Origin of the sequence: Candidatus Velamenicoccus archaeovorus, assembly GCF_004102945.1 — a bacterium.
In the GTDB taxonomy this organism is placed as follows: domain Bacteria; phylum Omnitrophota; class Gorgyraeia; order Velamenicoccales; family Velamenicoccaceae; genus Velamenicoccus; species Velamenicoccus archaeovorus.
In genome coordinates, this window is sequence record NZ_CP019384.1 from 1,441,920 (window position 1) to 1,461,109 (window position 19,190).

Annotated in this window: 15 protein-coding genes and 2 tRNA genes; 1 reads left to right on the forward strand and 16 read right to left on the reverse strand. The window is 54.9% G+C overall.

Going from position 1 to position 19,190, the window contains the following annotated elements; all coding sequences use genetic code 11:
* Window positions 1-11 precede the first annotated feature (11 nt).
* The 13 genes from BU251_RS06605 to BU251_RS06665 all read right to left on the reverse strand — a co-directional run bounded on the left by BU251_RS06605 (window position 12) and on the right by BU251_RS06665 (window position 11,470).
* Window positions 12-1,349, reverse strand: coding sequence for an NCS2 family permease (locus BU251_RS06605; protein ID WP_128700264.1), 1,338 nt, complete (start codon window positions 1,347-1,349; stop codon window positions 12-14).
* Between the two features lie 349 nt (window positions 1,350-1,698).
* A complete protein-coding gene (locus tag BU251_RS09635) occupies window positions 1,699-1,923 on the reverse strand; it encodes a four helix bundle protein (protein WP_420885794.1) in 225 nt (74 codons plus the stop codon).
* Between the two features lie 116 nt (window positions 1,924-2,039).
* Window positions 2,040-2,129, reverse strand: a tRNA-Ser gene (locus BU251_RS06615).
* Window positions 2,130-2,623: 494 nt separating this feature from the next.
* The gene (locus BU251_RS06620) at window positions 2,624-3,994 is read right to left on the reverse strand and encodes an ATPase, T2SS/T4P/T4SS family (RefSeq protein ID WP_128700266.1); all 1,371 of its coding nucleotides are present in this window, start codon (window positions 3,992-3,994) and stop codon (window positions 2,624-2,626) included.
* 273 nt (window positions 3,995-4,267) lie between these two features.
* Window positions 4,268-4,357: transfer RNA gene (locus tag BU251_RS06625), tRNA-Ser, on the reverse strand.
* A 312-nt stretch (window positions 4,358-4,669) separates the two neighbouring features.
* Window positions 4,670-5,287, reverse strand: a complete 618-nt coding sequence (locus BU251_RS06630; RefSeq protein ID WP_128700267.1) for a hypothetical protein — start codon at window positions 5,285-5,287, stop codon at window positions 4,670-4,672.
* Window positions 5,288-5,468: 181 nt separating this feature from the next.
* On the reverse strand, window positions 5,469-6,740 hold the full coding sequence (gene serS, locus BU251_RS06635) for a serine--tRNA ligase (RefSeq protein ID WP_128700268.1): 1,272 nt from the start codon (window positions 6,738-6,740) through the stop codon (window positions 5,469-5,471).
* Window positions 6,741-7,301 (reverse strand): PH domain-containing protein, encoded by a 561-nt coding sequence (locus tag BU251_RS06640; protein ID WP_128700269.1) that lies wholly within the window; start codon window positions 7,299-7,301, stop codon window positions 6,741-6,743.
* Between the two features lie 60 nt (window positions 7,302-7,361).
* On the reverse strand, window positions 7,362-8,822 hold the full coding sequence (locus BU251_RS06645; protein WP_128700270.1) for an RtcB family protein: 1,461 nt from the start codon (window positions 8,820-8,822) through the stop codon (window positions 7,362-7,364).
* A 14-nt stretch (window positions 8,823-8,836) separates the two neighbouring features.
* Window positions 8,837-9,262, reverse strand: coding sequence for an archease (locus tag BU251_RS06650; RefSeq protein ID WP_128700271.1), 426 nt, complete (start codon window positions 9,260-9,262; stop codon window positions 8,837-8,839).
* 342 nt (window positions 9,263-9,604) lie between these two features.
* Window positions 9,605-10,273 carry an HAD family hydrolase gene (locus BU251_RS06655; protein WP_128700272.1) on the reverse strand — a complete coding sequence of 223 codons (669 nt, stop codon included), beginning with the start codon at window positions 10,271-10,273 and terminating at the stop codon, window positions 9,605-9,607.
* A gap of 47 nt (window positions 10,274-10,320) precedes the next feature.
* Entirely contained in the window at window positions 10,321-10,959 is a 639-nt protein-coding gene (gene pncA / locus BU251_RS06660) for a bifunctional nicotinamidase/pyrazinamidase (RefSeq protein ID WP_128700273.1), read from the reverse strand.
* Window positions 10,946-11,470 carry a cob(I)yrinic acid a,c-diamide adenosyltransferase gene (locus BU251_RS06665; RefSeq protein WP_164908902.1) on the reverse strand — a complete coding sequence of 175 codons (525 nt, stop codon included), beginning with the start codon at window positions 11,468-11,470 and terminating at the stop codon, window positions 10,946-10,948. Before BU251_RS06665 ends, pncA begins: the two co-directional genes overlap by 14 nt.
* Before the next feature lie 157 nt (window positions 11,471-11,627).
* Here BU251_RS06665 and BU251_RS06670 point away from each other — a divergent pair, with 157 nt between their 5' ends.
* Window positions 11,628-12,017 (forward strand): PilZ domain-containing protein, encoded by a 390-nt coding sequence (locus BU251_RS06670; protein ID WP_164908903.1) that lies wholly within the window; start codon window positions 11,628-11,630, stop codon window positions 12,015-12,017.
* 136 nt (window positions 12,018-12,153) lie between these two features.
* Here BU251_RS06670 and BU251_RS06675 read toward each other — a convergent pair whose 3' ends face one another.
* From BU251_RS06675 to BU251_RS06685, 3 genes are all read right to left on the reverse strand, one after another.
* Window positions 12,154-13,566 carry a glutamate synthase subunit beta gene (locus BU251_RS06675; RefSeq protein ID WP_128700276.1) on the reverse strand — a complete coding sequence of 471 codons (1,413 nt, stop codon included), beginning with the start codon at window positions 13,564-13,566 and terminating at the stop codon, window positions 12,154-12,156.
* 162 nt (window positions 13,567-13,728) lie between these two features.
* A complete protein-coding gene (gltB, locus tag BU251_RS06680; protein ID WP_128700277.1) occupies window positions 13,729-18,276 on the reverse strand; it encodes a glutamate synthase large subunit in 4,548 nt (1,515 codons plus the stop codon).
* Window positions 18,277-18,555: 279 nt separating this feature from the next.
* Entirely contained in the window at window positions 18,556-19,182 is a 627-nt protein-coding gene (locus tag BU251_RS06685) for a phosphoribosyltransferase (RefSeq protein WP_128700278.1), read from the reverse strand.
* Window positions 19,183-19,190 lie beyond the last annotated feature (8 nt).

The following is a 19,190-nucleotide window of genomic DNA, read 5'->3' on the forward strand; positions in this document are numbered from 1 at the left end:
GCCGAAACACCTTACATGGCCTTCAGATAAATGAACCTCAGGATAAAAAGCACGGCCAGGAAATAAACCAGCCAGGAGACTTCTCTGCCGCGCCCCGTCAAGAGCTTCAACGCCGCGTAGGCGATGAAACCGAACGCGATCCCCGTCGCGATGCTGAACGTAAAGGGCATGATCACAATGACGAGAAAGGCGGCAATGCTCTCGGTATAATCCTTCCATTCGATCCGCGATACAGAACGCAGCATCATGCTGCCGACGATGATCAGGGCCGGAGCCGTTACGGGATGCAGGACAGCGCCTGCGGCCGTCGTGTACCCGCCTCCGATCATCTTGATCAAGGGAGAAAAAAACAGGGCAGCCAGGAACGCAGCGGCCGTCACGACGCTGGCCAGGCCCGTGCGCGCGCCGGAAGCGATCCCCGATGCGCTTTCGATATAGCTTGTCACCGTGGGGGTCCCGCACATGGCGCCCACGCACGTCCCGACGGCATCGCTCATCATGGCGCGGCCTGCGCGCGGGAGCTTGCCCCCTTTCATGAATCCGCCGATCTCGCTGACGCCTGCCAATGTGCCGACCGTATCGAAGATATCCATGAACAAAAAAATAAAAACAATGGAAAACAAGCCGAGCCGCAAAGCGCCTGCAACGTCCATCTTCATGAATGTCGGCGCCATCGAAGGCGGCCAGGAAACAAGCCCTTGGTATTTGACAAGCCCCATGAGGACGCCGAGCGCCGTCGTGAGCAGAATTCCCCACAACATCGCCCCGCGGATTTCCTTGACCAGCATGACACCTGTCACGATGAGACCAAAAACCGAGAGAACCGTCGCAGGATTCACAACATCGCCGAGGGAAACGATCGTCGAGGGATGCGCGACGACGATACCGGCATCGATCAGGCCTATGAAAGCGATCAGGAACCCGATGCCGCAGGCTGTGCCATACCTGAGAGAGACCGGAATCGCATCGATGAGCCGCTGGCGCAGACGCGTCACGGTCAATATCATGAAGATAAGCCCTTCGATAAAGACGCAGCCCAAAGCGACGGGCCAGGAGATCCCCATGGTCAGGCAGACGGTATACGTGAAAAAAGCATTCTCCCCCATGCCGGGCGCCTGGGCGATCGGATAATTGGCATAGAGCCCCATGATCAGCGTCGCCACCGCCGCCGCAATGCACGTCGCCATCATGGCCGAGCCGAAGTCTATTCCCGTTTGGGAGATCATGGCGGGATTGACAAAAATGATGTACGCCATAGTCATAAAGGTCGTCAGGCCCCCGATGACCTCTGTGCGGACGGTGGTATTCGATTCCCGAAGATGGAAGAATTTTTCGAGAAATGATCGCATAGGAATTAGAAACGTGCGGATTTAAATACCCGCTGTGCCGAAGCCAGTGGGTCCGATATCCTCTAACGCTTTGGTGCGGACACCTGTTCTCGCTGTGGCGCTCTGCTGCGCCACGGTCGCTCGCTCAAGTGTCCGTAAAATTTTCCTTTATCAGGAAAATACACCAAGGAGCGGCGTCTGAGCCAGAGACTCCGGTAATACCCTCTTCATTCCGCACTATTCAAGCCGGCTACATATTTATCAACCCGGATAGCATTTTTGAAATATCTTCGATGCCCTTCTTGAGTGACTCATTCAACTCTTCGGTGATCAGCTTCTTTCGCTTACATATCTCCAAAATAGGAACACATTAAAACGCCGAGCCTCTTGCTATTCGAAAAAAATTTATACGATCTGGCTTGTGATATCTGCCGTTGCCTTCGGCTATGTTTGCCGATATCGATAAAGAAGCTCGATTAAGTTGATCTGCCAGATAATAGTTGCCCTTCGTAAAACCTTCCGTTAATCCGCAAATCTTATCTGCAAAATCAACTGCTTTCTTGTAAACATCTAGTTTTTCGAATAAGAATGCCATAGCTTTTGAAAATCGATAATCGAAAATAGACCGAATGAAAATCTTCCACAATCAAATCTCAAATTTCGATTTTCGATTCTCTGCCATTTTTGCCAGAGTTTTGCTTGGGGCAAAAATGGCGGAGAGTGAAGGATTCGAACCTTCGTACCCCTTGCGGAGTAACGCGCTTTCGAGGCGCGCGCTTTCAACCACTCAGCCAACTCTCCAAATTTGTTTTTCCGCCGGAGGCGGACCCGCCTTCGGCGGGCGAGACCGCCCTATTTTGAACACCTAGATGTTTTATCCAGTGAAATCCCGTTTCTTTACGGGACAACCGCTCCGGCAACTCTCCAAATAAATGACGCGCTTTTCCCACTACGCGGGACTCCGCTCATTTCATTCGCTTCGCGAGACGCGCTTTTTGAATACCTAAATTTACTATTTTAGCGAAATCCCGCAAAGCGGGACAACCGCCCGCCACCACTGCTTCGGCGGGCGGCCTCCAGTAATACGTCGGCGGCCGTGCTCCGATGCTTCAGTGGAGCATGTCCGCCGACGTTCCAGTGGCGGACGCTCCGGCAACTCTCCGAGAAATTTTCTGACAAAGAAAATTTCGAGGACACTAAAGCGAGTGTAGGCGCATAAGCGCCACGACCCGACAAGGGTCGTAACGAACATAGTGTCTATTGAGCAAACTTATCCTTCGGATACCCCGACAAACCTAAACATGGATATTCTTCATGATCTCGGCCTTCGTGAGATCGATGGATTTCAAGGCCTCGTCGGCATCCTTATTGTAAAGCCGGAAGAAACGACAGGCATCCTCCATATCCGAAACGTCCTTATTGTCGAGGATCTTGAGGACCTCGCTGCGCACTTTCAATTCCTTGATGACGTCCAGGGCATTCATGCCGCTGGCGCGCGCCACCTTATCCCGGAAGACGGACGACGGAGAATCTTCGATAAAAGTGCGCGACTCGTAGTCATACCTCCAGACCGCAGACAAAAGCACCTTCTTCTGTTCCATCCCGGCCGTCTCGGCGATCTCGGAGACAACGCGAAACACCTCGTCCTTGACATGGAACTTGACCAAGGTGATGAAAACATCCACCAGATTCACCAGGGTCTCCGGGATATTCATGGGTTCGTTCTGGAGACGGATGATGGCTTCGCGCGCAGCGGCCGCATGGATCGTCCCCATGCAATACTTGCCGATGTTCATGGCCGTCATCAGATCCTGGGCTTCCTCACCTCTCACCTCGCCGACCACGATACGCTCCGGCCGCATACGTAGGGAATTCTTCACGAGATCCGCCAGCGTCACTTCTTCATCGCTTTCCATGCGCGACCAGCTGTCTTCGCGCAGCGTATTCAACTCAAGCGTGTCTTCGATAATGACCAAGCGCTCCTTACTCGGCACAAAACTCAGCAGGGCGTTCAAAAGCGTCGTCTTACCCGCCCCCGGCGCACCCAAAATAAGGATATTTGCGGGACGGATGGACATCCCTTCCATATAAAGCCAGAACAGCGCCGCGATATCATAGTTCAGGGCCCCCTTTCGGATCAGATCGATGACGCTCAATGGATTTTCTTTGATCTTGGTGATCGTGATCTGCGGCCCGAACGGGGACATGGCGATATTCACCCGGCCCTGGACATTGGCCAGCTCCAGATTATTCAGTTTCTTTAACGACGTCCTGCCGGAAAAAACAACCAGTTTCTTGATAAAAACGTCCAGTTCCTTGGGAGTCGTGAAACGTTTGTCCGTCTGCGTCAGCCCTTTATAGGTGTGATGGATGTAAATAGGCCTCAAAGAATTAATGACAATGTCTTCCACGTCGGGATCTCTCAACAAATCCTCAATGATCCCGTAACTGAAAAACTTATCGATAAAATTTTCTCTTTCTGCGTCGTTGGAGAGCTCGCTCAACGTCTGGCTCTGCAGGAAAGTATCTTCCTTTGTCGCGCCGTAGAGCTCGGAAATGACGTCGCTGACGATATTCTTCTTTTCCGAATCATTCTGCAAAAGATTGATGCGGCCAAGGATCTTGTCCAAAATCTTGGCTTCGATATCGACCTTGCGCTTTTCCATAAGCCTCACCTTTCCATGAGCGCACAACTTATGGAGCCGTCACAAAACAGCGAGACGACATAAGTCGTTTGCGCGAATGGATCCCGAGCCGCCCGCAACTCATTAAAACGGCGAGGGATCTTTTATCATGCGTTGACTTAACCGATGCTAAAAATTTTTCCCTATAAAGAAAAGCGTAAATTAAGGTGCGGACACCTGTTCTCGCTGTGGCGCTCTGCCGCGCCACGGTCGCTCGCTCAAGTGTCCGCCAAATTTTTCGTTATCCGAAAAATTTGGCGGAGGCGGAAGGATTCGAACCCTCGGTGGACTTGCGCCCACAACGGTTTTCAAGACCGCCGCATTCAACCGCTCTGCCACGCCTCCAAAATTCCAACTCGGTGCATTTTGAGCACCTTGATGTCATCATCCAGTGAAAGCCCGTTTCTTTACGGGGCAACCACCCGCCACCACTAAGTCGGCGTGCGTCCGCCGAAGCTCCGGTGGCGGACGCTCTGCCACGCCTCCGAGAAATTTTCTGACAAAGAAAATTTCGAGGACACTAAAGCGAGTGTAGGCGCATAAGCGCCACGACCTGACAAGGGTCGTAACGAGCGTAGTGTCTTTTTTGCTATTTTATAGCGTCCCGACGCACATCAAGGCGACTTTTAGAAAAATTTTCCGACAAAGAAACTGCGGCTATCGGACGGCCCGCACCTCAAACAGCTGCTTGAACGACGCCGTATAGATCGCCCCGGCCTTCTGTCCCGCAGACTTCATGAAATCCGTGAAATAAAAATCGGCCGTCAACAGATTGAAGGCGGCGCCGACGATCATGATGTTGATGATGTAAATGGCGAATATCGCAAAAAAATAATTCTCCTTGAGCCAGCCGGCCTGTTTGCCTTTGAGGGCATTGGCCGTCATGACCAAGTGCATCGTCAGCGCAAAAGCGGCGACAAAGACGAAGCACCCGAAATATTCTTCGAGCTGCGGCCAAACCTTGCGCGCCGTCATATAGATGACGAAAGTCAGGATGGTGAAGATCGGGATACAGAAACCCGCCACTTTGAAAAAAGGCGCCACAAAGCCGATGGCCGTCTCCGCCATTTTCTTTCCCGTATCGAAAACCTGGGCCGGCTGATAGAGAAGAATGTGCAAGACGAGATACATGACGACGCCCCATCCAAATGTCGACGGGATGGGCGCCGGCGTCAGGCTCAAGGCGTTCCAGAAAGCGGCCGTGATGCCGATCACGAAAGGCAGCAACAAAATCGCCAAGAGCAATTTTAAGACAGCTAATATTTTTTCTTTCATTTTCTTTCCTTTATCATGCTGTGGCAACGTTTCTGGGTAACGGTCACGTAGCCCGCTTGCTTACCGCCAGGCAGATTCCATTGTTCGGCGACGTCTTCCGTTTTAAACCATAACCGAACGACCTTGCCTTAACGGGCAACCTTGCCGTAGCCGTTGCCGAAATCACGGCTGCTAAAGCCGGCTATCGTTCAATCCTCTCCAGGCCTCCCATATACGGACGCAACGCGTCGGGAATCACGATGCTGCCGTCCTTCTGCTGGTGGTTTTCAATGATCGCGATGACGGTCCTGGCCATGGCCACGCCGGAACCATTAAGCGTATGGAGATACTCAAGCTTCTTGGTCTCTTTGTTCCTGAAACGGATATTGGCGCGCCGGGCCTGAAAGTCGCAGAAATTCGAACAGCTCGACACCTCCAGCCACTTGTCCAGGCCGGGGGCATAGGCCTCCAGGTCATAGCACTTGGTCGCGGCAAAGCTGATGTCGCCCGACGCCAGCAAAACGACGCGATACGGCAGCCCCAGCGCCTGCAGGACGGTCTCGGCATTGCCGACGAGCTTTTCCAGCTCGTCGAAAGAATCCTGCGGCCTGACGAATTTCACCAGTTCGACCTTGTCGAACTGGTGCACGCGCACGAGGCCTTTTGTATCCTTGCCGTAGGAACCCGCCTCCCTGCGGAAACATGGCGTATAGGCGGTGTAATACACGGGCAGAGCACTCTCCTCGAGGACCTCGTCACGGTGAATGTTGGTGACGGGGACTTCAGCCGTCGGGATAAGAAAAAGATCGTCATCCTTAAGGCGGTACATGTCCTCCTCAAGCTTGGGCAGCTGCCCCGTCCCCGTCATGCTGGCGCGGTTGACCAGCGCCGGCGGCCACATCTCCCTGTAGCCGTGTTTCGACGTATGCAGGTCAAGCATAAAATTGATCAGCGCCCTCTCCAGCTTCGCCCCCAACCCCTTAAAAAGGACGAAGTTCGACCCCGAAAGTTTGGCTCCCCGGGCAAAATCCACAATATCCAGATACTCGCAGAGCTCCGTATGAGAGCGCGGTTTAAAATCAAAGGTCTTCGGCTGACCCCATTGCCGGACGATCTGGTTGTGCGAAGGATCACCTGCAGGGACCGATGTATGGACGATATTGGGGATGACCAAAAGCAGTTTCTCCAGGGACTCTTCCGTCTGACGCAGGCCCGCCTCGCAGGCATCGATACGGCCGGCAACGTCTTTCATCGTGGCGATCGTCGGTTTAGGGTCCTTCCTTTCCTTGAGGAGCCTGGTGATGGCGTCGTTGGCTTCATTCTTCTGGCGACGCAGGTCGTCGAGCTCGGTCAGGATGCGGCGACGCTCTTCATCGAGCTTCAAAAGTTCGTCCAAGCTCAATTTCGAGCCGCGCTTTTCCAGCGATGCCCTGACAAGGTCCGCGTTATCCCGGATAAAACGGATATCTAACATTTATTCTCCTGTGGCTTTGAACTTCTTCAAGGCGTCCTGGATGATGGAGGCCGGCTTGTCGGCATCGAGGAGACCGCAGAAGACGATTTCGGCTTTCTCGAAGCCCGGGACACCCACACTCCCGGTGCCCGGCGTAAAAACCTTCAGGCTCCAGATCCCCAGCCCCTGTTCGATGATGTTCTGATTGACCTCAACATCCGTGATCTTATGAAACGGCACGCTGCGGCGCCGGCGCACAAAGATCCCGCCCTCAAAAACGCACCGCTGATTCGTCACGGTGTAATGGAACGTCTCAAGAAGATGACGGTAATAAAACAAAGCACAGGCCAAAACGACCGGCGCCGAGAAAATGAGGAGAGACGGAACAAGGATAAAGACCGGCTCTTTCATGTGGTGCGCAGCGGCATAGATCACGCAGGCGATGACGGACAGATAAGCCAAGATGCCGCAGATAACCAAAGACATAAGGATCACCCGCGTCAGGAGCCACATCACATAGATCCTTTTCTCGGGCCTCCCTTCCCATAAAACTTGTTCGCCTTCCTGCAGCGCAAAAGCCATGTCTCCTCCTTACCCCTTAACAACCCCCAAAGGCCGCCCTTCGCTACGCTCAGGACTCCCCTAACCTTTAACAACTCCCAATGGTCGCATCCGGCAGACGCGCCTGGCAATGCCGGCGTTGTGCACAACGCCGACGACGTCATTGACATCTTTGTACGCACTAGGGGCCTCTTCCACGACCGTCCCGTGCCCCGACGCCATGACCACGATACCCTTGGCCTCAAGTTCCTTCATCAATGCGTGAAAATCCACAACCCTCTTGGCCTCGTGTCTGGACCTGAGGCGGCCGGCACCATGGCAGGTCGAGCCGAACGTCTCGTCCATCGCGGCCTGTGTCCCGACGAGCAAATAAGAATTGCGCCCCATGTCGCCGGGGATGATCACCGGCTGGCCGATTCGCTTGTATCTCTCGGGGACAGCCGGATGTCCTGGCCCGAAGGCGCGGGTCGCTCCTTTACGGTGCACGCACAGCGTGCGTTCCTCGCCCTTGACGCGGTGCGTCTCGATCTTGGCGATGTTGTGCGCCACGTCATAGACGAGGCGCATCCCAAGCTTCTGCCACGATGAAACAAAAACCTTCTCAAAAACCTGACGCGCCAGATGCATCAGGCATTGGCGGTTGTTCCAGGCATAATTCGCCGCCGCGCGCATCGCCGCCAGGTAATCCTTCCCCTCGGGCGACTCCACGGGCGCGCACGCCAACTGCCTGTCGGGCACATGAATATGGTACTTCTCCAGACAGGTGTTCATCGTTTTCAAAGAATCATCGCAGACCTGATATCCCAACCCCCGGGAACCGGAGTGGATCATCACCATGACCTGGCCTTCAACCAGGCCCAAGGCATCCGCTGCATCCCTGTCGTAAAGCTGGTCGATGGCCTGGACTTCCAAAAAATGGTTGCCCGAACCCAGGGTGCCTGATTGCTGCTTGCCGCGCGCATACGCCCGGTCGGAGACCTTCTCGGGGTCCGCGCCGGCCATCGCTCCGCGCTCTTCGGTGGCCTCCAAGTCGTCTTCGGTGCCGTAACCCTTGGCGACAGCCCATCCTGCGCCCTTGACAAGGATCTCTTTTTCTTCCCTGGCGGTCACGCGGATATCTCCTTCGGACCCGACGCCTGAAGGCACCGCATGGAACAGACCGGCGACCAATTCCTTGAGATGCGGCCTGACGTCTTTCTCAAAAAGATCAGTCCTTACCAACCGCACCCCGCAGTTGATATCATAGCCGACGCCGCCCGGGGACACCACGCCCCCTTTTTCGATATCCATGGCCGCGACGCCGCCGATGGCAAACCCGTAACCCCAATGGATGTCCGGCATCCCGAAAGACGCCTTGACGATCCCGGGCAAAAAGGAAACATTCGCCACCTGCTCGGCGGCCTTGTCGTGGCGGATGTCCTTCAACAGTTTCTCATCCGCATAGATGATGCCGTCGACGCGCATGCCGGCTTTATAGGTCCTGGGGATCCGCCAGCGGTAATCGTCAATCTTCTCTAAAGGGCCGTCCCAGATTTGAGACATAAAACAGGGCTCCGTTACACGTCGAAGATCACATGGGCCTGCCAGCGGTTCCGCACCTTCTTGATTTCCAGCTCATGGTAGGTGACGGCCTTGATCTCGTCTTTGACGGTATAATGTTCCCTGTCAAAAGCGTCGAACAAGACAAAGGCCTTCATCTCCCTGTCGCCCAGCTCAATAGACTTGATACGGACCAGGACCAGATGCTCGACGCTATAGCAGAAAAGGAGCTCGTCCATCCAGGCCTTCAGCAGGTCCTCGGGCGCCTCCCCGCAGACGGAGATCTCTTTTTCCGTCAATGCCGCCCCCGGCCTGTTTTTGGTCTTCTCCAGAAGAACCGCAAACATCGCCCAGGCCGCCGATTCAAAAAGGTCTTTCAAAGACCGGCCGAAAAGACGTACGGCAACATCTGCCGTATGCTTTAAAAATTCATATCTTTTCATAGGAATGCGATCGCACAGATTTGAAACAAGATTACACAGACAAAAAACAAAACTTAATCAATGATAAAAACCTTAAACTTCTTTTTCGAAGGCATTGCAGTATCTACTCTTGCATGAATCTATGTGATCTCTCGATTTTTAATCTGTGCTATCGGAGACTGTCACAAAAGCGACGGTTTCATCTTATCAATAAAACAAAGAGGCGTCAATCCCGTTAGAGACAAAACGCGGGGAATTTATCTTCAAAGCCGCAGCCAAAAGATACGATATCGTTTTGTGCCGTGATTGACGGAAACGCTTTTTATTGAGAGCGCTCGCGAGTATCTCCCGGCCCTAACGGGATCAATCCTCTCCGTCGGCCTCGAAATCAAGGTGCCTGCGTAAATCGCGATAGGACGAAAAGATGAAATCCGCGTCCTTGAGATAGGCGCGGGAAAGGGAAGTCTCGAGTGCAATGCACGCCAGGCGGGCTTTCTTTGCGGAACGGATGCCGAACGGTGCGTTCTCGATGACGATCGCATCTTGAGGCCGGATGTTCAATTTCTTGAGGGCCCGCAAATAGGGTTCTGGGTGCGGCTTGCCATGCCTCACTTCATCCCCCGTCACGGAAACGGCAAACCTTTTCAAAAAATTCTTCGGGAGGATCTCTTCGGCTTCGTGCCGCGCCGTCCCTGTCACGAGGGCGGCGGCGACACCCCGGTGATGCAGATGGCGCAGGAAATCTTTCACGCCGCGGATAAAACGTTTATGGACGATCTTTTTGAAAAGCCTCTCTTTCTCGGAAAGGATCCGCCTCGCCTTGGCCTCATCAAAAGGGATCCCGCGCTCACCGAGGATTTCCTTGATCGTCCTGTATCCAGGCTGCCCTTCCCGCCGGTATATCTCTTCCCGGCTCACCTTAAACCCCTGCGCCGCATAGATCCTGCGCCAGGCGCGGAAGTGATAAAGCATGGTATCCGTAATAACGCCATCCATATCGAAGATGACTGTTTTAACTTTAATCGTTTTCATGGGGCGAGACGGCTGATGCGCGTTTTTCCGGCGAGGGCCCGGGACGCTTAATGCCTGGGGCGCTTGCTTTTTTCCTGCCTTTGCGGTTTCTTGGGAACCGGTGCGATATCGGCAAGGGTCATCGTTCCGGCGCCGGCGGCCAGCATCTGGCGGACCGCCTCCACCGAATCCCGAGGCTTCAGATTCACTCCTTTCGTCGCATCCAGAAGGACATAAACCTTATAACCGTATTTCAAGGCATCCAGCACGGAATACTTGACGCAATAATCCGTTGCCAGGCCGCCGATATAAAGCTCTGTCACGCCGAATATCTGCAAGAGATGATGCAATCCCTTATGGTTATTGTCGTAAGCATGGAATGCGGAGTAGCTGTCTTCCTCCGGACCCATCCCCTTCGAGAGGACGATCGCCTCCTTCGGCAGTCTCAACTTGGGATGAAAAGCGGCGCCTTTTGTATCATGGACACAGTGCCGGGGCCAGACGCCGCCGTATGCCTTGAAATGTTTTGTTCTTCGCGGATGCCAGTCGCGCGTGATAAAGACGGGCAGCTGACGCTGCGCAAAACGCCTGACATAGGCATTGACGGCAGGGATGATCTTGTCTCCGTCCTTGATCCCCAGGGCCCCGCCGGGGCAAAAGTCGATCTGCGGATCCGCGATCAAAAGGGCCTTTTTAAGCTTTAACATTCTCACTCTTCCTTGCCAAGAGATACAGAAAATCTGAAAGCCTGTTGAGATAAGCCAGGACGTCCTTGTTGGCGATCTGTCTCTTTCTCAAAAGACTGACGGCCCGGCGTTCCGCGCGGCGCGCGATCGTGCGCGCCACATCCAGACAGCTGGAGACAAGGCAGGAGCCCGGAATGGAAAAACAGAAATTTTTCCTTTTGGAGCGCGACTCCAGGGTCGCGATCTGACGCTCAAGCCGGCCGACATCTTCCTTCTGCACGCGTTTTTTGAGTCTGACAAGGAAACCCGGGGCTGTCGCCGCCTCTGCGGCTATCGTCACGAGGTCTTTCTGCACGCCCTCGATCCAGGCACGGCCCTGCTTGTCCCTTAACAAGCTTTTGGCGAAGCCCAGAAACGAAGAGAGCTCATCGAGGGCCCCGCAGAGCTCAACACGCGGGTGGTCTTTGGAGACCATGCCTCCGAAATACAGGGATGTTTTTCCTTTGTCGCCTTTTTTTGTGACGATTCCCATAGGCATCATCCTTACATCTTGCAAATAAATAAGTTAAGCTTCATGCGTAGTGATATTATACACGAAACCCCTCCCCTTGAAAACGCTTTCTTTTTATGTTAAATTTTGGGTAGCCACGGGCCTCTGACACATGCAAGGCGCAAAAAAGGAGGTTATCGTGGCTGATTTATTTAACAGAGTCGCAGACATGGAAAATGCCTGGGAGGAACGGCGCAGATTCCGCAGGCTGAAGGTCAACTGCCCTGTCGAATATAGGTTTTTTAACGGCAATCGCTACAGCCAAAGCATCACCTGCGATATCAGCGAAGGGGGTGTCAGCTTCCTTGTGGACGGCCCTATCGATATCGGCAGCCACATCTACTTCCACGCAAGGCTCAAAAACAAACCTCAGGAACTCTACGGAATTGCGCGGGTTCAGTGGTCAGCCCAGGAACCTTATTCGGAAAAATACAAGGTAGGATTGGAATTCGTAGAGACCGGAAGCATCCTGAGGCCGGACATCTCCTCATTTATCCAGGAAAACAAACTCCCCTGCTACAGTTCATAGCGGTTCACGGGTAAACGCGTGCATGAGTTAAAAACAGAAATCTTCGGCGTTTTTGGATTTCTCTTTATTGACTCACCAACCCGTTTATCCCGTTAGAGAATAAAATTCTCTAACGGGATAAACTCGTCAACTGTTTTTATGGAAGATTCGTTTCGCCCATGAGGAAACGGTCGATCTCCCGGGCCGCGGCCCGGCCTTCATAAATTGCCCAGACAACAAGCGAAGCGCCGCGGCCGACATCGCCGGCGGCATAGATTCCCGGAAGGGACGTCGCATAATTCTTGTCGACGGAAACATTGCCTCTGGGACTGAGCTGGAGCCCCAAGCCCTTGACCAGGCCCTCGTGCACGGGATGCACAAAGCCCATGGCCAAGATCACAAGATCCGCCTTCAACTCGAATTCCGAACCCGGGATCTCTTTAAGCGCCCCATCGACTTTCACACACAAAATCTCCTTGATACGACCGGCCTCCCCGATAAACTTCTTTGTCGCGACGCTCCAAAACCTCCTGGCGCCCTCTTCGTGAGAGGTGGACGTCTTGAGGATCTTCGGATAGACCGGCCACGGCATGTCCTGGGTACGGCACTCCGGCGGTTGAGGCAAAAGCTCGAGCTGTGTCACCGACAAAGCACCCTGTCTGTTGGCCGTCCCCACGCAATCCGCGCCCGTATCGCCGCCGCCGATCACGATAACATCCTTGCCCTTGGCTGTGATCATCACATCCGCCGAGACCTTAACCCCGGCATTGATTCTGTTCATCTGGGCCAGATAATCCATGGCTTGATGGATACCGGTCAGCTCCCGGCCCTCTGCCGTCAAATCCCTGGCCTGCCGCGCCCCCAGGGCCAGGCATGCGGCATCAAAATCTTTCGACAACCGGCTGGCCGGCAAATCCCTCCCCACGCAGACACCGGTTTTGATTTTTAATCCTTCGGCCGCCATCTGCCCGAGCCTTCGGTCGATGACCGATTTTTCCAGTTTAAAGTCAGGAATGCCATAACGCAGGATGCCTCCGCATTTTTCGTCGGCCTCAAAGAGCGTCACCTCGTGCCCTGCGCGCGTCAACTGCTGGGCACAGGCCATGCCCGCCGGACCCGACCCGACCACGGCCACACGCCTGCCAGTCTCATGCTTCGGGATGAAAGGCCTGATGGCGCCCGTCTCAAACCCCCACTCGACGAGAGAAATCTCATTCTGCCGGATGGTCACGGGATCGTCGTTAATACCCAGCGTGCAGGCATATTCGCACAACGCCGGACAGACGCGGCCCGTGAATTCGGGGAAGTTATTCGTAGAATGCAGGACGTCCAGGGCCTCCTTCCAGCGTCCGCGGAAGACCATATCGTTCCAATCCGGGATGACGTTGCCCATCGGACAGGCATGATGGCAGAACGGCACCCCGCAATCCATGCAACGCGATCCCTGCTCCTGGACCGCTTCCTGGGACAGCCTCTGTTCCACTTCCTTGAAATCGCGCAGCCGCTCCGCTACAGGTCTGTAGCCGGCCATCCTGCGCTTAACTTTTAAGAATCCTTTTGCATCGCCCATGAAATTTTCCCTCTACGCACTATCTTAAAATTTCACCCCGAGCTTCCCTCTTGTGTTTGCTGAAGCGAGGGGTCTTTCTTGATTGATCTTTTCCGATATATTCGCGAAAATTCGCGTTTGTATCCTTGTCTTGAATAACAGGATTTGCGGCCATTCGCGTCTTTATCCGTCCGAGACTTCCGCCTCCTCTGCCTTGAGACGCTCTGCTTCGACCTTCTCCATCACAAGCTTATACTCCAGCGGCATGACCCTGACGAATTTCTTAAGCTCCTGGGCCCAGTTATCGAGGATCCCGAGGGCGGCGGCGCTCTCCGTGTACTGGACATGTTTCTCGAGAAGACCCCGGATCGTCGCCACATCCTCCTTGCGGACGATAGGCTCTAAATCCACCATGCCGAGGTTGCAGTGTTTTTTGAAATCGCCGTCCTTGTCGTACACATAAGCGATGCCTCCGCTCATGCCGGCGGCAAAGTTCCGCCCTGCGCGGCCGATGACGACAACGCGGCCGCCGGTCATATATTCGCATCCGTGGTCGCCGACACCTTCGACAACAGCATGCGCCCCGGAATTGCGGACACCGAAACGTTCGCCGGCAACGCCACGGATGAACACTTCGCCTCCCGTCGCGCCATACAAAAGCGTATTGCCCACAATAATATTCTCTTCCGGTTTAAAAGTCGCATTGCGCGGCGGCACGACCACAATCCTGGCCCCCGACAAGCCTTTGCCGAGATAATCGTTGGCGTCGCCTTCGAGATGAAAGCTCACGCCGGGGGCGCCGAACGCGCCGAAACTTTGTCCAGCCGAACCCTTGAAAAAAACCTGGATCGTATCGGCCGGAAGCCCTTTTTCGCCATAGCGCCTGGAGATCTCGCCGGAAAGCATCGCGCCTACGGTGCGGTTCGTATTCCTGATCTCCGTCTCGATGCGGACGTGTTTCCGTTCTTCGAGCGCCGGCCGGGCGAGATCGATCAATTTCAAATCCATAGCTTTGTCCAAACCGTAATCCTGCGGCTGCACGCAACGCACCGCCCTTCCCCCATCCACCGGCGGTTTAAAAAGAATATTAGAAAAATCAACTCCCCGGGATTTCCAGTGGCGGATGGCGTCGTTGGTCTCAAGCAGGTCCACCCGGCCGATCAGATCATCCATCTTCCTGAAACCGAGTTCGGCAAGGATCTCCCGCACTTCCTGGGCCAGAAACGTAAAATACGCGATCAGATGCTCCGGCGTCCCGCGGAAGCGGCAGCGCAAGGCCGGGTCCTGTGTGGCCACACCCACAGAACAAGTGTTCATGTGACAATGTCTCAGCATGACACAGCCGAGCACGACCAGGGCGCACGTCGCAAAACCGAACTCCTCGGCGCCCAGCATCGCGGCCACCACGACGTCTTTTCCCGTGCGCATCTGGCCGTCGGTCTGGAGGCGCACGCGGCCGCGTAAATTATTCATGACCAGGACCTGGTGCGTCTCCGATAATCCCAATTCCCAAGGAAGCCCTGCATGCTTGATAGACGACAAGGGAGAAGCGCCGGTGCCGCCGTCATAACCGGAGATCAGGATCATCTCGGCGTGCCCCTTGGCCACGCCGGCAGCGATCGTTCCTACACCGACCTCGGAGACGAGCTTGACGCTGATACGCGCACGCGGATTGGCGTTTTTCAAATCAAAAATAAGCTGTGCCAGGTCTTCGATCGAATAGATATCGTGATGCGGAGGCGGTGAAATGAGCGTCACGCCCGGCGTCGAATGACGGATCTTGGCGACGATCACGTCCACCTTATGGCCAGGCAGCTGGCCCCCTTCACCGGGCTTGGCCCCTTGCGCCATTTTGATCTGAAGCTCATCGGCATTCAACAGATAATGGTTCGTCACGCCGAAACGTCCGGAAGCAACCTGTTTGACCCGGCTGCGCCGGGAATCCCCGTTCGACAGCGGCACGTAACGTTCCGGGTCTTCCCCGCCCTCGCCGGAGTTGGACATCGCCCCCAGCCTGTTCATGGCGATGGCCATGGCCTCGTGCGCCTCTTTGGAGATGGAACCGAACGACATGGCGCCCGTCGCAAAACGCTTGACGATGGCGCTGACCGGCTCGACCTCATCCAGAGGGACGGGCGTCCCGGACTTCCTGAATTTCAAAAGACTGCGCAGAGTCGTCAGGTGGCCTGCCTGATCATTGATCATCCCCGTAAACTCCTTGAATTTTTTGTAATCCCTGTTACGCACGGCTTGCTGAAGCGCGGAAATCGTATCCGGATTCCAGAGATGATACTCTCCATCCTTGCGATACTGATACCATCCGCCGGCAGGCAAAAGGGGCGGTTGGGTCTCGCGCTTGGGATATGCCCGCTGGTGCACCAAAAGCACTTCTTTCTGCAGGATCTCTAAGTCGACACCGCCGATGCGCGACACCGTTCCGGTGAAAAATTTATCGATGACCGAATGGGACAAACCGAGGGCTTCAAAGATCTGCGCGCCGCAATAACTTTGCAAGGTCGAAATGCCCATCTTGGAAAATATCTTCAACAGCCCCTTATCGACAGCCTTGACGTAATGCTTGAGGACCTCCCCGTCTTCTAAACCGATCAGCGCCGACTCCCCCTGACGCTTGCAGTCCAAAAGGACCTCATACGCCAGATAGGGATTGACGGCATTGGCGCCGTATCCCAACAGGAGCGCAAAATGCATGATTTCCCGCGCATCTGCCGTCTCGACGATCAGGCTTGCCTGCATGCGCGTCGTCTGGCGGACCAGGTGATGATGGACGGCCGCGACGGCCAACAGCGACGGAATGGCCGCCATATGCTCATTCGTCCCCTTATCGCTCAAGATGATCAGGTTCACGCCCTCTTCGATGCACGCCGAGGCCTCCCGGCAGAGACGTTCCAACGCCCCGGCAAGAGACCCCGAGGAAACCTCGAACAAAAGAGACAGCGTTTTGGCGCGAAAACCTTCTTTGCGGATATAGCGCAATCTTTCAAGCTCGCCGTTGCTCAACACGGGCTGATAATACTTAATGAGACTGCAGTGCTCCGGCGTCTCAGTCAACAGATTGCGCTGGCGGCCGAGGAAACCCTCCAGGCTCATGACGATCTTTTCCCGGATAGAATCGATCGGAGGATTGGTGACCTGGGCAAAAAGCTGTTTGAAATAGGTATAGAGCGGCTGCGGCCGGTTGGACAGGACCGCCAGCGGCATATCCGACCCCATGGACCCCGTCGGTTCCTGACCGGTCTCCGCCATAGGCACCAGAAGGACCTTTATGTCTTCTTTTGTATAGCCGAATGCCAGCTCCTGACGAAGAAGATCGTCAACAGGCACGGCCCTGTGCTCCGGCGCCTCGGGCAGATCCGAAAGATGCACAAGGTTCTCATCGACCCATGCGCCGTAAGGACGGGCCGAGCAGACCTTCCGCTTGATCTCGTCGTCGTCGAGGATGCGGCCCTTGGCCGTATCGACCAGAAACATCTTGCCCGGCTGCAGGCGACCCTTGGAGACAATTTCATCCTGGGGGATATCCAGGACGCCGACCTCCGACGCCATGACGACCAGATCATCGGCTGTCACCCAATAACGCGCCGGACGCAGCCCGTTTCTGTCCAAGATCGCGCCGATGGCCGTCCCGTCGGTGAAAGCGACGGCTGCCGGACCGTCCCAGGGTTCCATCAATGCCGCATGATACTCGTAGAATTTCCTCCTGTCGCCTTCCAGGAACTTATTGTTTTCCCATGCCTCCGGGATCAACATCATCATGACGTGTTCGAGGCTGCGGCCGCTCAAGAGCAGAAATTCAACGACATTATCCAGGGCCGCGGAATCCGAACCGCCGGGGACGATAACGGGAAAAATCTTCTTCATATCCTCGCCGAATAACTCCGACGCCAGCGATGTCCGCCGCGCCGTCATCCAATTGATGTTGCCGCGCAAAGTGTTGATCTCGCCGTTATGGGCCAGATACCTGAACGGCTGGCTCAAATCCCACGTCGGGAACGTATTCGTCGAATAGCGGGAATGGACAAGCGCAAGGGCCGAGACAAACCTGCCGTCATTGAGGTCGGAATAAAAATCCCTGAGCTGTCCGGACATGAGCAAGCCCTTGTAGACGATGGTGCGGGACGAAAAACTCAGGAAGTAAAACGACTTCTTGTCGGGAAGGTCCGAATCCGCGACCGCCTTTTCCATGAGGCGGCGCGCGACATAAAGTTTTCTCTCGAAGGCAAAGTGATCTGAGACCCCTTCAGGGCGCCCGACGAACACCTGTTTCACCAACGGCTCAACCTCTCTGGCGGACCCGCCGATATGCGCGTCGTTGACAGGGACATCCCGCCACGCCAGGATCGGCAAGCCGCATTCCCTGGCGATCCTTTCAAAAACAGATACGCAAAAAAGACAGGACTCTTCTCTGCGCGGGATAAACAGCATGGCCGCAGCATAAGAACCGCTTGCCGGCAGCATCACTTTTTTCTCTCCTAGCACCGCCTCGAAAAATGCATGAGGCATCTGGATAAGGATGCCGGCGCCGTCCCCGGTTTTCGGATCGGCCCCCTGGGCGCCGCGATGGCTGAGGTGGTCGAGGACCGTCAACCCCTGCACAACGATATCGTGGGATTTCTTGCCCTTGACATGGACGACAAAACCCACCCCGCAGCTATCGTGTTCGAAAGCCGGATCGTAAAGACCTTGTTTGTCCGGATATCCTGGTTTTTTCATTTGTCCTTGTACCCCAACAGCTTAGGTTTCTATCTTACTGTTCTCCATCGGCCTATCGGGCCTATATAAAACAAAAAGACGTCCATCACACTACTGGACGTCTTTATCCCTAGGTTCTCTTTTTTGAGAGCGCTGCTTCTAACTATTTTTCACTACAAGATCAGCGCGCTATTCTTGCCCTCAACGATGAGGGACTTTCTTTTTTGCTAACAAAAAATATACCACAAGCAAGCGGCCGTGTCAATATAAAGCCCGAAAAACAGTATGCCCCAAAAAAAATTAAAGCCCGGCTTTTTTAAGGAATGTGGCGGCCTCTTCGTCCGAAACGTCATACCAACGGCCATAGACTTGGGCCACAGCCTTGAAAAAAGGAGGCGTCTCCAGAATAACGGCCTCATCGGCAAGGCGGGACATTTCACGGACCATCTCCCTGCCGCTGACAGGGACGGCTACGATGACCCTGGCGGCCTGCTTGTGACGGCACAGCTTGATCGAAACCCGCATGGTCGAGCCCATGGCAATGCCGTCATCGACCAGGATAACGGTCTTACCATTCAAAGAAGGCAAGGGTCTGCCTGCGCGAAAAACCTCGACCCTGCGCCTAGCCTCCGCAATCTGCTGCCGTTTGATCTTGCCGATATCCTCTTGCGTCAGCCACCTCACAGCGTCCTCAAAAATGAACGTGCTGCCGTCCTCGGCAACAGCCCCGAATCCTGCCTCGGGATTGTCGGGGTAGGGAAGCTTGCGCGCCACGACGACGGACAAAGGCAGCTCCAGTTCCTGTGCCACATAAAAACCAACCTCCACCCCTCCCTTCGGGATAGCCAAAACAAGGGCTTTCTCGCCCCTGAATCTCTGGAGGGCAGCGGCCAGCTTCAACCCCGCGTCTTTGCGATCGGCAAACATCGTATCCC